This is a genomic window from Kutzneria sp. NPDC051319, assembly GCF_040682195.1.
GTDB lineage: Bacteria > Actinomycetota > Actinomycetes > Mycobacteriales > Pseudonocardiaceae > Kutzneria.
Genome location: NZ_JBFBAM010000062.1, coordinates 1 through 12,273, shown reverse-complemented (window position 1 = coordinate 12,273; position 12,273 = coordinate 1). Strand labels below are relative to the sequence as shown.

The 12,273-nt window shown below is 70.3% G+C and carries 15 protein-coding genes; 4 read left to right on the top strand and 11 right to left on the bottom strand.

The features are described from left to right. The first annotated feature begins 34 nt into the window (after positions 1-34). A complete protein-coding gene (locus AB0M73_RS38120; protein WP_363901805.1) occupies positions 35-529 on the top strand; it encodes a hypothetical protein in 495 nt (164 codons plus the stop codon). Here AB0M73_RS38120 and AB0M73_RS38115 read toward each other — a convergent pair. The 11 genes from AB0M73_RS38115 to AB0M73_RS38065 all read right to left on the bottom strand — a co-directional run bounded on the left by AB0M73_RS38115 (position 498) and on the right by AB0M73_RS38065 (position 8,250). Next, a complete protein-coding gene (locus tag AB0M73_RS38115) occupies positions 498-842 on the bottom strand; it encodes a hypothetical protein (protein ID WP_363901802.1) in 345 nt (114 codons plus the stop codon). The two genes, AB0M73_RS38120 and AB0M73_RS38115, sit on opposite strands and share 32 nt — an antisense overlap. A gap of 201 nt (positions 843-1,043) precedes the next feature. Then, the gene (locus AB0M73_RS38110; RefSeq protein ID WP_363901799.1) at positions 1,044-1,457 is read right to left on the bottom strand and encodes a helix-turn-helix domain-containing protein; all 414 of its coding nucleotides are present in this window, start codon (positions 1,455-1,457) and stop codon (positions 1,044-1,046) included. Positions 1,458-1,609: 152 nt separating this feature from the next. Further along, positions 1,610-2,794 carry an MFS transporter gene (locus tag AB0M73_RS38105; RefSeq protein WP_363901796.1) on the bottom strand — a complete coding sequence of 395 codons (1,185 nt, stop codon included), beginning with the start codon at positions 2,792-2,794 and terminating at the stop codon, positions 1,610-1,612. Further along, entirely contained in the window at positions 2,794-3,504 is a 711-nt protein-coding gene (locus tag AB0M73_RS38100) for an SDR family oxidoreductase (protein ID WP_363901793.1), read from the bottom strand. The genes AB0M73_RS38105 and AB0M73_RS38100 overlap by 1 nt, the downstream gene beginning before the upstream one ends. Before the next feature lie 287 nt (positions 3,505-3,791). Next, positions 3,792-4,547, bottom strand: coding sequence for a nuclear transport factor 2 family protein (locus AB0M73_RS38095; protein WP_363901790.1), 756 nt, complete (start codon positions 4,545-4,547; stop codon positions 3,792-3,794). A 131-nt stretch (positions 4,548-4,678) separates the two neighbouring features. After that, a complete protein-coding gene (locus AB0M73_RS38090; protein WP_363901787.1) occupies positions 4,679-5,047 on the bottom strand; it encodes a hypothetical protein in 369 nt (122 codons plus the stop codon). Further along, positions 5,044-5,994 carry a metallophosphoesterase gene (locus tag AB0M73_RS38085; RefSeq protein ID WP_363901784.1) on the bottom strand — a complete coding sequence of 317 codons (951 nt, stop codon included), beginning with the start codon at positions 5,992-5,994 and terminating at the stop codon, positions 5,044-5,046. The genes AB0M73_RS38090 and AB0M73_RS38085 overlap by 4 nt, the downstream gene beginning before the upstream one ends. Further along, entirely contained in the window at positions 5,991-6,371 is a 381-nt protein-coding gene (locus tag AB0M73_RS38080) for a cupredoxin family copper-binding protein (RefSeq protein ID WP_363901781.1), read from the bottom strand. Before AB0M73_RS38080 ends, AB0M73_RS38085 begins: the two co-directional genes overlap by 4 nt. A 54-nt stretch (positions 6,372-6,425) precedes the next feature. Beyond that, a complete protein-coding gene (locus tag AB0M73_RS38075) occupies positions 6,426-7,082 on the bottom strand; it encodes a Rieske (2Fe-2S) protein (protein ID WP_363901778.1) in 657 nt (218 codons plus the stop codon). Then, complete coding sequence (locus tag AB0M73_RS38070; RefSeq protein ID WP_043728975.1) at positions 7,079-7,621, bottom strand: RNA polymerase sigma factor; 543 nt, start codon at positions 7,619-7,621, stop codon at positions 7,079-7,081. The genes AB0M73_RS38075 and AB0M73_RS38070 overlap by 4 nt, the downstream gene beginning before the upstream one ends. A gap of 47 nt (positions 7,622-7,668) precedes the next feature. Beyond that, a complete protein-coding gene (locus tag AB0M73_RS38065; RefSeq protein WP_363901774.1) occupies positions 7,669-8,250 on the bottom strand; it encodes a helix-turn-helix domain-containing protein in 582 nt (193 codons plus the stop codon). A 145-nt stretch (positions 8,251-8,395) separates the two neighbouring features. On the opposite strand from AB0M73_RS38065, the gene AB0M73_RS38060 reads away from it, so the two are divergent. From AB0M73_RS38060 to AB0M73_RS38050, 3 genes are all read left to right on the top strand, one after another. Beyond that, positions 8,396-9,583 (top strand): MFS transporter, encoded by a 1,188-nt coding sequence (locus AB0M73_RS38060; RefSeq protein WP_363901771.1) that lies wholly within the window; start codon positions 8,396-8,398, stop codon positions 9,581-9,583. A 178-nt stretch (positions 9,584-9,761) separates the two neighbouring features. Then, positions 9,762-11,006 (top strand): GGDEF domain-containing protein, encoded by a 1,245-nt coding sequence (locus AB0M73_RS38055; protein ID WP_363901768.1) that lies wholly within the window; start codon positions 9,762-9,764, stop codon positions 11,004-11,006. An 87-nt stretch (positions 11,007-11,093) separates the two neighbouring features. Beyond that, positions 11,094-12,218 (top strand): DUF3500 domain-containing protein, encoded by a 1,125-nt coding sequence (locus tag AB0M73_RS38050; protein WP_363901765.1) that lies wholly within the window; start codon positions 11,094-11,096, stop codon positions 12,216-12,218. Positions 12,219-12,273: the final 55 nt, after the last annotated feature.

Below are 12,273 nucleotides of genomic sequence, written 5' to 3'. Positions count from 1 at the left end.
GTGGATCGGCCACCGGGGCTGGCACTGTGCCCCGGTGGCTCTCCTCCTCGGTGACAAGCGCACCTTCGCGGCAGAAGTCGGCGACTGCGACGGAACCGACATGCGCCGGGTGGATCTGTGGGCCGCCGGCCAGTGGCTGACCTGCGACGACAACACCGTCTACGTGCCGCAGTTCCGGCACCACGTCGGCCTCACCCTGGATCGGTTGCCGCCCGCGGCCGTGCCCTTCCCCGGCCTGTCCGCGGCCGCCGCCCACCGGCGCCTGCTGGCGGAGGACAACGAGCTGCTGTCGGAGTTCTGGTTCCTCGACGGCTGGGGCCCGACCACCGACAACGTGATCTCGTTCGCCTTCCGCAACGGCGACGGACTTGTGCTGACGGCCCAGTTCTGGCGGGAAGACCACCTCCGCGAGCATCCCGAGCACGCGGGGATGGTCTTCACCGCGGAGATCCAGGTCGAGGTGCTGACCGGGATCCTTCAGGACCTGGTGGCGGCCCTCAGCACTGGGGAACGCCGGCCGTGCCGGTGAAGTACCGCTGGTCGGGGCCGCCGGAGTGGGCGAAGCCGCTGACACCGGTGGCGTTGTCGCGCACGGAGAACCACACCTCGTTGAAGCCCGGGCCGGGCGCGGTGCCGTACTTGTAGCAGTACACGGTCACGGACTGGCCCTTGTAGCCCGAGCCCTTGCCCGTGCAGGTCGTCGCGGCGCAGGTGCGAATCTTCACACCGTCGGCGGTGAACACGCCCTGGTTGGCCGTGGGCGCGGCAGCGGCCGGCAACGCGAAGCCGACGGCGGCCAGCGCGGCGAGTCCCACGGATGTCAGCGCACGTGTGAGCAACACTTGTCTTTCCCCCTGCTCAGTTGTGGATCGTTCACATCGGAGCATAGGGGCGTCCCTCGATCCGCGCAGGGGATTCGCCGCGCCGGTCACGCCCCGGTGCACCGAGCGCAGGCACGGCGCTCCAGGGCCGCACCGACGGTGTCCGATGTAGACACTGCGCCGCGCATGGGTGTCCCCGATGACACCGAAACAAGGCTCCGATCAGCGCCAGCTGACGCCGGCGGCGATGAGGATCTTGCGGAGCTGGCCCGCGCTGAGACGAATGCCGTCGGCGCGCACCGCCTCCGCGAGCGCCTCCAGCGTCCAGTGGCGCTTGCCGGCGACGGCGACGATCCGGTCGCGGTCCCGCTCGGTGATGGTGGAACGGCGGCCCGAACCCGGTTGGGCCATCAGGCCTTGCACGCCCTGCTCGTCGAACGCGGCCAGCCAGCGCTTGACGGTGTGCGGGGTCAGGCCGGCGTCGCTGGCGATCGAGGTGACCGACTCGCCGCGCCAGGCCGCCAGCACCAGTTGGGCGCGGCGGGCCCAGGCGTTGGCGCCCACGCCGTCCGCGAGCGAGCGGATGGCGTGCTCCTCCCAGGCCCCGGCCGGCGGCCGGACTGCGGACAGTGGCATGACATCACCCACGAGTTACTTGAATGTTCACGAAACGTAGCAACGCCGATGTGAGCATTCAAGTGATCGGCCAGGGTTCTGCCCGTGACCCCGCCCCGAGGCCGGCTGAACGAACAGCAGCGGGGATCCTGGACCGGCTGGGTACCGCCAGATCAGGCGCTGCTCGGGAAGGCGTGCTTCCTGCCGCCGGCGACGGCCGCGGTGGCGGCGACCAGCAGCGCCAGGGCGGCCCACGTGAGTGATGCGGCGCCCAGGTTGGCGATGAGCAGGCCGCCGAGGAGGCCGCCGGCCGCGATGGAGGCCGAGATGACGGTGATGATGATCGACTGGGCGACGTCGGCGGCGTCACGGGAGGCGTTGATCGCGGCGCCGATGAACAGCGTGGAGGAGTTGCCGAAGGCGAAACCCCAGGCCCCCGCGGCGATGTAGACCAGAACGGGCACGCCGGAGAGCACGGCCAGGACGAGCACGCTGATCGCGAACACCACAGTGCTGCCCACCACGAGCTTGCGGAGGTGACGGTCGATGTGCGCGCCGACCACGAGGATGCTTAGCACTGACGTGACGCCGAGGACGAACAGCACCGTCCCCGTCTGGCCCTCCATACCCGCGTGGCGCAGGAAGTCGCTGACGTAGGTGTAGAGGATGTTGTGCGCCACCATGTATGTGGCGCTCGCGAACAGGATGACCCGCAGCCCGGGGACGGTCAGCGTGTCGGAAGCCTTGCGGCGCTGGTCCATCGGCCGGCCGGGCAGGTTCGGCAACGTCGCCAGCGCCCACAGCATGGTCGACACGGTCAGGCCGGCGGACGAGTAGAAGGCGACCGGCCACCCGCCCAGGGTGCTGAGCCAGGTTCCCAGCGGAATGCCCAGGGCCAGCCCAATGGGCGTGCCGGCCAGGGCGATGGTGATGGCGCGGCCCTGCTGCCCGCCAGGAGCGAGCCGAGCGGCATATCCGCCGATTTGGGGCCAGATCAGACCCGTGCCCAGGCCGGCGACGAACCGGATCACCAGGGTCAGCGGGTAGTTGTCGGACAGGGCGGTCAGCGCGTTCGTGACGGCCACGATGGCCAGGGCCAGCAGCAGCACGTTCTTGCGAGGCCACTTTGAGAACGCGCGCGAGAGGGGGATCGCCGCGATCGAGGTGGCCGCCGCGTACAGGGTTACGGTCTGGCCCGTGAGCGCGACGCTCGTGTGCAGCGAACGCGCCATGTCCGGCAGCAGGCCGGCCGGCAGGCACTCGGTGAGGATGCCCACGAACCCGGTGAGGAAGAGCCCGAGGAGGGCCTTGCCCGGAAGGCGGTCTCCTCCCACCACCGCGGGCACGGGCTGCGCCATCAGACGGTGAAGCCGCCGTCGACATTCCAGTTGGCGCCGGTGACGAACGCCGCCTCCGGTCCGACCAGGTAGCTGACCGCACCGGCGATCTCGTGGGGCCGGCCGAAACGCCCGAGCGCCATCAGCTCGCGCAACGAGTCGGCGATCTCGCTGTCCTCGGGGGTCATGTCGGTTGCGGTGGGTCCCACCTGAAGGTTGTTGACCGTGATGCCGCGGGGCCCGAGTTCGCGGGCCAGCGCGCGGGTCAATCCGGCCACCGCCGCCTTCGACATCGCGTAGATCGACATCCCGGACAACGGCACCCGGTCCGCGTTGATGCTGCCGATGTTGACGATTCGACCGGTGGCGCCCAGATGCGGCACAGCCGCCTGGATTGCGGCGAAGACACCCCGCACATTGACCGCGACCACTCGGTCGAACTGCTCCATGGTCAGCGACTCGATCGGGGCCGCGGGGAGGATGCCGGCGTTGTTGACAAGAATGTCCAGGCCTCCCAACTGGGTCACGGTCTGGTCGATCGCCCCGGCCACTTGCACGGGGTCGCCGCTGTCGGCCTGAATCGCCACCGCGATTCCCCCGGTTTCGACGACCTCCGCCACCAGCTTCTCCGCAGCCTCGGCCGAGGCTCCGTAAGTGAAGGCCACCGCGGCGCCGTCATTTGCCAGCCGCCGCACGACCGCCGCCCCGATACCCCGCGAAGCCCCGGTCACCAGCGCCGCCGACCCGCAAGTGGTGCCGCCATGTCATCACCTTTTCGAACTGCGCACGCCGAACTGCGTGCGCGAGGGAATCACCTATGGCCGGGCAGTGCTTTTCGGCCTTCGGCTCTTTGCTCGCAATGCTAGGAGCTCGGCCGTTCCTTAGCCTGTCCCTGTTGGTTGTACTCATGCCGGACGTACGCGAAACAGAGGCTGGCTCGGGGCCACCCGCTGCCGGCCTGCCCGACAGGGCGGTTCGCCTCCGCCCGACGCGGAGGCTGGACCTCGCCGCCTGATGGTCAGAACAGGCCGTTGCCGTGCGGCAGCTGGGCCGGGATCGGCGCGATCACGTCCCAGTGCTCGACGATCTTGTCGTCCTGCACCCGGAACAGGTCCCAGTACGCGACCGGCACGCCGAACTCGCCCTCGGACTGCACGAGGACCAGGTCGCCGTCGGCGATGACGCGGTGGATCGTCTTGTACGCCAGGTGCTTGCCCTGCTCGGCCCACTCCGCGGCGGCGGCGCCGAAGCCGTCGAGGCCGTCGGCCGCCTCGGGGTTGTGCTGGTGGTAGGACTCGGTGGAGATGAAGTCCGTCAGCACGGAGTAGTCCGCGTCCTGCAACACCTTCTGCGCGAAAACGGCGACCAGGGACCGGTTGTGCTCGGTCAGCCCGGAGGCGAACGGCGTCGACGGGCCGTCGGTCTGCGTGCGACCGCTGGCGGTGTTCTCCACCAGCGGGGTCAGCGCGTCCCAGTGCTCGGCGAGCTTGCCGTCCGCCACCCGGAACAGGTCGAACGCGACCAGCGGCACCGGGCCGAAGCCGTGGTAGACGCCGTGCAGCGCGACCAGGTCGCCGTCGACCAGCACGCGGGCCAGCTCGTAGCGGAAACCGTTGGGCAGCTGGGAAATCAGGGCCCGCAGACCCTCGGGGCCGTCGGCGGCCAGCGCGCTGTGCTGACGGTAGTCGGGCGCCACCCAACGGTCCACCGCGCCGGGGTCGGCGTCGCCGAACAGCTCACCAACGGCCTGCAGCACCAGATCCTTGTTGCTCATGGGGTGTCCTCATCGGTTCGCGGCGGACGGGATGTCCGCCGGGCACCGCTTCACCCTCTCCCCCACGGGGCGTCCGAACGAGGTCGGTTCACGCCCACGTGTGGTCAAAAGTGGACATCTCCCACGGCGGTCTAGGCACGCGCCGGCCGGAGCCGGCCGACAAGCCAGGGAGCCGCAAGCAGAACCACGACGGCGACCTCCAGGAGCACGCTGATCAATGCCTGCGGCGCGGGATCGAAACCGCGCTCGACGAAGGTGCCGATGCCGACCGTGCGGGACAAAACGAAGCCCGCCAGCGCGCCGGCCGCGAGGCCGGCGGCGGCCAGCCGCAGGATCAGCACGTTGCTCACCAGCAGCAGCACGGCGATCGCGAACGAGCCGCTGGCCTGGAGCAGAAACGCCGGCCCGACAAGGGGAATCGCCCGATAGCCGTGCAGGTACAGGTCGGCGTGGACAAAACCGGCGGCGGCGAGCAGCACCGCGCAGACGTACCTGGTCATGACAGCTTCACGTCCTTCAGGGCCAATCCCGGATTCCCCGGCCGATAGGCGACTTCGCGGATGCCGAGCGCGTCGGCGAGCTTGCCGGCCGGCAGCGTGACCGGGGTCGGCGCGGGGCCGACGCCGGGTTTGGGCAGTGGATACGCGGTTGTGGTCGCGCTGTGGAAGGTGATGTTGCCCTCGGTCTTGGTGAACAGCTGGTGCACATGCCCGTTGAGACACGTCACCGAGGAGAACCGGCGGAGGTAGGACAGCGCCTGCACGGCGTCGTCGGTGCCCCAGCCCCAGGCCGGATACATGGCGAACAGGGGGATGTGGCTGAACACCACGATCCGTGTGTCCGAGGACAGCTTGGCGACGTCCTTGCGGATGAACTCCAGCTGGTCGGCGCCGAGGTGGCCCAGCTTCTCCAGGCTCAAGGTGTTGACCAGGGCCAGGAAGTGCACGCCCTTCAGGTCGAAGCTGTACCAGCCGTCGCCCGCGGTGCCCGCGCCGAAGGCCGCCCGGTACTTCTGGCCCGCGTCGTCCACGGAGTCGTGCTCGCCGGGCACGGTCAGCGTCTGGGATGTGTTGAGACGGCTCATCATCTGCTTGACCTGGTCGAACTGGCCCGGCGTCGACAGGTGGGTGAGATCCCCGGTGTGCATCACGAAGTCCGGCCGGAACGGCAGCGCGTTGACCTGGTTCACGGCGTGGGTGAAGGACTGTTCGACGGCGGTGTTGGCCGTGCCCTTGAAGCCGATGTGGCTGTCGCTGACCTGCACGAACCGCAGCGCGTGCGGATCGGCGAACGGGTCGGGGGCGGCCGCGTCGGCCGGGCCGGCGGAGATGTGGCTGATCACCTCGCCGCCGGCGACCGTGAGCACCACGGCCGCGCCGAACCAGGCGGTGTGGCGCATCAGCTGCCGGCGGGTCATGCCGTGTTCGTCCTCTGTGGATTCACTCACGGCGTCACCGTCACGGTCGCGGTCATGAACGGGTGGATGGTGCAGAGATAGGAGAACGTGCCGGCCTGGGTGAAGGTGTACTGATAGGTGTCGCCCTGGTTGAGCGGCTTGGAGTTGAGCGGGCCGGACTTGCCGTCGCTGGTGACGGTGTGCGGGTCCTGGTCGGCGTTGGTCCAGGTGACCGTGGTGCCGACCTTGACCGTGATGCTGGCCGGATCGAAGGTGAAGTTCTTGATGGACACGGTGTTCGTCGCCACCGGCTTGTCCGGTGTGGACTGTGAGCTGGACGGCATGTCCATGCCGGACGTCGGGCTCGTGGCGGTCGACGACTGGGCCGGGCTGCAGGCGGCCAGCGCCACGAGCGCCAAGCCGATCACCGCGATTTCCCTTGTCCCACGGTATTTCCTCATGCCATGGGATACGGGGCGGGGTTACGCCGACGGCGGCACGAAAACTTCGACGTGGCCGTTGGACTCCCGGGCCAGCACGTGCGGCAGCGGCGGCGGGGCCACCGGAAGCTCATGCGCGGCCAAGGATCCGTCCACATTGAACGACGTGCGATGGCACGGGCAGTTCAGCTTGCGCTCCGGGGCGTCCAGCCGCAGCCGGCAGCCGAGATGGGTGCAGACGGCCGACACCGCCGACACCTCGGCGCCGTCGCGCCGCAGGAATCCCGCCACCGCACCGAGATCGAACGGCCGCACGCTGCCGTCGGGCAGGTCCGCGGAGGCCACCACAGGCCGCCATTCCCCGTCGTCCGGCACCAGGTTCTGGTCCTTCGGCGCCGCGGCCGTGACGGCATCGGTGATCACGTGGTCGACGCCGGCGCCCACGGCCACGGCGGCCGCTGCCGCCGTGGTGACCTTGACGAAACGCCGGCGGTTGGCCGGCTTCTCCCCGTCCATCTCGGCGGCCAGCCGGTCATGCAGGCTCGCCACGAACTCCGCCGACGGCTCCCCGGGATCCTCCGCCGCCCGCAACAGGATCGCCGCCCGCACCTCCGCGGCATCGTCCTCGTCGGGCCGGAACCGGCGCGGCCGGCGCCCGGCCAGCAGGTCCTCGACGTAGCGCCACACTGGAGTCTTCACGACAGCATCCCTTCCGCCACCGTCGCGGCCTGACGCAGGGCCCGGTGTTGCAGCACCTTCGCGTTGCCGATGGAGACCCCCATCTCGGCGGCGGCCTCCTTGATCGAGCAGGCGCCGAGAAACCGCAGCTCGAGGATCCGCCGATAGCGCTCGGGCAGCTCGGCCAGTATCGCCGCCGCCCGGGCCGGCGCGGTCGGGTCCGTCGGCGCCGGCTCCGGCGTCGACATGCCCAGCTCCTCGTCGAGAGTGGTGATCTCGCGACCGAGGGTGCGCCGCCAGTAGTCCGCCAGCACCGTGCGGGCCGTGGCCAGCAGGTAGGACCGGACCTCGCCGACGCTGGCCGAGATCCGCAGCGGCCGCAGCGCTGTCAGGAACACCTCGGTCGTCAGATCCTCCGCATCCGGCCGGTTGCCGACCTTGGCGTACATCAGCCGGTGAATCCGGCCGATGTTGTCCCGGTAGACCGCTTCCCAGTCGGCGTAGACCTCCTCGCCCACCAGGTGCAGCCCCCTCGGCTCGGCTCGTTGCCGCTCGCCCACGCTGCCCACCATCCTCCACCCGTCCCGAAGACGGGTACGGAGCGGGGTTACACGAGGATGCCGTGCAGCAGCAGGTCGATCAGCCGGCCGGCCAGGTCGCGCCGGCCCTCGCTGGCGGCGATCAGGCTGATGCCGCCGAGGGCCATCAGCACGTCGTGGGCGTTGGCGTCGGGCCGCATGTCCGCGGTGAGCAGGCCTTCGATGGCGGTCGCCAGCATCGCCCGGGTCTCCAGCTTCTCGCCCTCGTCCGTCAGGACGACGCGGAGCACGTCCGCCATGCCGTCCTTGGTGGTCATGAAGTCGATGAAGCGTTCCATCCACGCCCGCAACGCCTCCGCGGGCGGCAGTCCGGTCGCCAGCTCGGGCGCGGCGTCGCACAGGCGCTGCACCTCGTTGCGGTACGTGGCCTCGATCAGCAGCTCCTTGGACGGGAACCGCCGGTAGAGGGTGCCGACGCCCACCCCCGCCTCTTTGGCGATGTCCTTCACGGAGGCGTTCGCGCCGTCCCGGGTGAAGGCCGCGGCCGCGGCGACCAGCAGGCGGTCCTCGTTGCGCTGGGCGTCCGCCCGCAGCTTGCGACGCTCCGCCACGGCGGCCTCCAGGGGATCTAAGCGGAACCGACTCCGCATCCAACCCTACCTAACGTCACATGCGCTTCCCATGTGGCATCAGGCGCCATATGGGAAGCGCATGTGGCAAAAAAGCGGGCGCGGGTGGTGAGTGGGCGGGTGGCTTTTGAGTGACCGGGTCGTCACTTCGTGCGATGGTGTCGGGGTGGCGGGCGGTGTGGCGGCGGCGCGGTGGCGGGACGTGGCGGCGGTGGGCCAGTTCCGCGTGCTGTGGCTGGCCCACGCGCAGTCGAGGATCGGCGATCAGCTGGCCCGGGTGGCGCTGTCGGTGCTGGTGTTCGAGCGCACCCACTCGCCGGCGTGGACCGCGTTGACGTACGCGATGACGATCCTGCCCAACCTGGCCGGCGGGACACTGTTGGCGGGGTTGGCCGACCGGTTCGACCGTCGGACGGTGATGGTGGCGGCGGACCTGACCCGTGCGGCACTGGTGGCGGTCATGGTGATCCCGGGCCAGCCGATCGCGGTGCTGGTGGTGCTGCTGTGCCTGGTGCAACTGCCGTTCGCGCCGTTCTCGGCCGCGCGCAACGCGGTGTTGCCCGCGGTGCTGCCGGGCGACCGGTACATGGTCGGCCTGGCCGTAATGCGCACGACCGACCAGCTCGGCCTGGTCGGCGGCATCGCGATCGGCGCGACGCTGGTGACGTACCTGGGCACCTCGACCACGTTGATGATCGACGCGGCGACCTTCGCGGCGTCGGCCGTCCTGGTTCGGCTGGGCGTCGGCCGGCATCGGCCGCCGCGGGCCGGACAGCGGGTGAACCTGGGTGCCGGACTCCGTATCGTCACCGGAAATCCGCAGCTCAGGGCACTCGTGGCGATCGCCTGCGTGAACGGCTTCTATGTGGTGCCGGAGTCGCTGGCCGTGCCCTACGCGGCCCAGCTGGGCCAGGGCACGGGCGCGGTGGGCTGGCTGCTGGCGGCGGTTCCGGCCGGTTCGATCGTCGGCATGATCTGGCTCAAGAGCGTCCGCCCCGACCTGCGGTTACGGCTGATGGCGCCGCTGACCGTCGCGACGTGCGCGATCCTGGTTCCGAGCGGCTGGGCCCCCGTGCTGGCGGTGTCCGTGGCGCTGTGGGCGGTGTCCGGCCTGGCCAGCGCGCACGACATGGTGGTGCAGGGCGCTTTCGTGCAGCGGGTGCCGGACGAGTCGAGGGGGCAGGCGATCGGCCTGGCCAGCGCGGCGATGCAGGCGGCGCAGGGCGTCGGCATCGTGCTGGCCGGTCTGCTGGCCCAGGTCCTCACGCCGGCCGCCGTGGTCGGACTCGCGGGGGCGGCCGGCGTGGTCGCCGCCGTCGCCGCTGGTGTTGCCTGGCGACGCGCGGCGAGCTGAGACTCCGCCGAACGGGTCACTTCCAGGTGTTCTCGCGCCAGGTGTTCTCACGCATCGCAGCTCACCTCCTCGTTCTCCAGGCGGGTGTCCTAGGGGACGCTGGGCCAACCGGGTGCGGTTCATATGGTCTCCTACCAGCGCAGACTCCGGATGCGCCAGTTCGGTTACGCTGCTGTGCGTGGGATGGGTCCGCGGCTTCGAGGTGTGGACCACGCCTCGGCACGTGCTGGCGTACGTGCTGATCGTCGACGCCCTGGCCGTGATCGCCACCGGCGCTACCGCCGGCATCCTGCCCGTCACCGAGACTGACTGGATCCGGCTCGGTGTTCTTTTCGGCTGCGTGCTGGCCCACGTCGAGCTGTCACGGTCGATCGAGCGCGCCCGCAAGCTGGCGTCCGGGGCCGGGCCCTTCGTCGACGGCCTCACCGTGTGGCACTTCACCGCCGTGCTGATCCTGCCCGCGCCGCTGGCCACCGCCCTGGTCGTGTTCACCCAGACCTACGTGTGGTTCCGCGTGTGGCGGGGCCGTCGGCCGCTGTACAAGTGGGTGTTCAGCGCCGCCACGGTCCTGTTGGCCACGCAGGCGTCCGCCGTCCTGCTGCTGGCCGCCCCCGGGCCGCATCCCGGCTTGCCGGAGGGCTGGATCGGCATCGCCTTCATCCTGGCCGCCGCCCTGGTCCGGTGGCTGATCAACTACTCCCTCATCCTCGGCGCGATCCTCGTCTCCTCGCCCGACCTGCGGGCCGGCCAGATCGTCGGCGAGTTCGGCGAGCAGGTCCTCGAAGCCGGCGCCATGGGCATCGGCCTCGCCGCCGCCGGGCTCGTCGAGTACGACCCGCGGCTGCTCATCGGCGTCGTCGTCGGCCTCTATGCCTTGCACCGCAGCGTGTTGCTGCCCCAGTTCCGCCGCGCCTCCCAGACCGACGGCAAGACCGGGCTCTACACGCCCAACTGGTGGCACCAGATCGCCGAGGGCGCCTTCACCCGCGCCGAGGCCTCCCGTGCCTGCCTCGGCGTGCTCATGCTCGACCTCGACCACTTCAAGCGGCTCAACGACACCCACGGACACCTCGCCGGCGACCAGGTCCTCCGCGCCGTCGCCGACACCATCAACGACGCCGTCCGCAGCTACGACGCCGCTTGCCGTTGGGGCGGCGAGGAGTTCGCCATCCTGCTGCCCGAGGTCTCCCCCTCCGAGCTGCACGAGATCGCCGAGCGCCTCCGCCACCGCGTCCGCTCCCTCACCGTCGACATCCCCGGCGACGGCCAGGTCACCGACCAGACCGTCTCCATCGGCGGCGCCCTCTACCCCAGCCCCGGCATCACCAGCCTCGACGACCTCCAACTCGCCGCCGACACCGCCCTCTACGCCGCCAAAGCCGCCGGCCGCGACCGCGTCCGCCTCGCACCCCCAGCAGCGTGAGGGCCTATCGCGCCTCGGCCGACCGCGAGCAAGCGGTGTACGACGGCTCACTGGTGCTCGTGGTGAGCGAGCCGTAGCGTCGGGAAGGTGACGGACGGTGATGTGGCCGGGCGCATGGTGGAAGCGGCGCGGGCCTGGCTGGGCAGTCTCGACGACGGGCAGCGAGAGGCGGCCCGGTGGCCGTGGCCGGCGGAGGAGGAAAGACACCGCTGGTACTACACGCCGACGGACCACGGGGGCCTGCCGCTGGCCCGGATGGGTCAACGGCAGCAACAGCTGGCGATGAGGCTGGTGGCCTCGGGCCTGTCGAGGCCGGGCTTCGTGACGGTGTCGACGATCCTGGGCCTGGAGAACGTCCTGGACCAGCTGGAAGGCTGGCAGGTGGACTGGGGCCGGGAGCGCGGCCGGGACCCGCAGCTGTACTGGCTGAGGGTGTTCGGGGAGCCGTCGACCGAAGGCCCGTGGTCGTGGCGGTTCGGCGGGCATCACGTGTCGGTGCACCACGTTGTACTGGACGGGACAGTTCAGGGCAGCACGCCGTGCTTCCTCGGGGCGGACCCGGCGGCCTCGCCGCTGCTGGGCGGCCACGTGCTGCGGCCGCTGGGTGCCCTCGAAGACCTGGCCCGGGACCTGATCGGCTCGTTCGACGAGGAGACGGCAACCAAGGCGGTGATCAGCGCGGTGGCGCCGACCGACCTCGTGACGGGGAATCGGCCCCGCGTAGGCGAAGGCGACAAGGCGATGGGGCTGCCCGAGGTGTGGCGGGGACGGTTCGACGACCCGAGGCTGGCCGACGCGGTGGAGGAGTTCCAACGCCAGGCCGACGCCCACATCGGCATCACGCCGGAGCATCACGACCGGCTGAGCCTGACCGCGAAGCCGAAAGGTGTGTCGGCCGCTGAAATGACGGCAGGGCAACGAGATCAGTTGCGAGCGGTGCTCATGACGTTCCTCGGAAGGGTCCCGGACGAGCTGGCCGAGCAGGAGGCAAAGAAGTTCGCCGGGGACGCCATCAAGGACGTGCGCTTCGCCTGGGCGGGTTCGAGAGAACCGGGGCGGCCGCACTACTACCGGCTGCAGGGCCCACACCTGCTGGCCGAGTACGACAACACCCAGCGCGAGGCCAACCACGTGCACACGGTGTGGCGGGACCCGGTGAACGACTTCGGTGACGACGTGCTGGCCAGCCACATCGCAGCCCACCACCGCTGACCACACCGATGCAGGGAAGGACGCCTTACCCGCGTTCAACGAGGGTAAGGCGTCC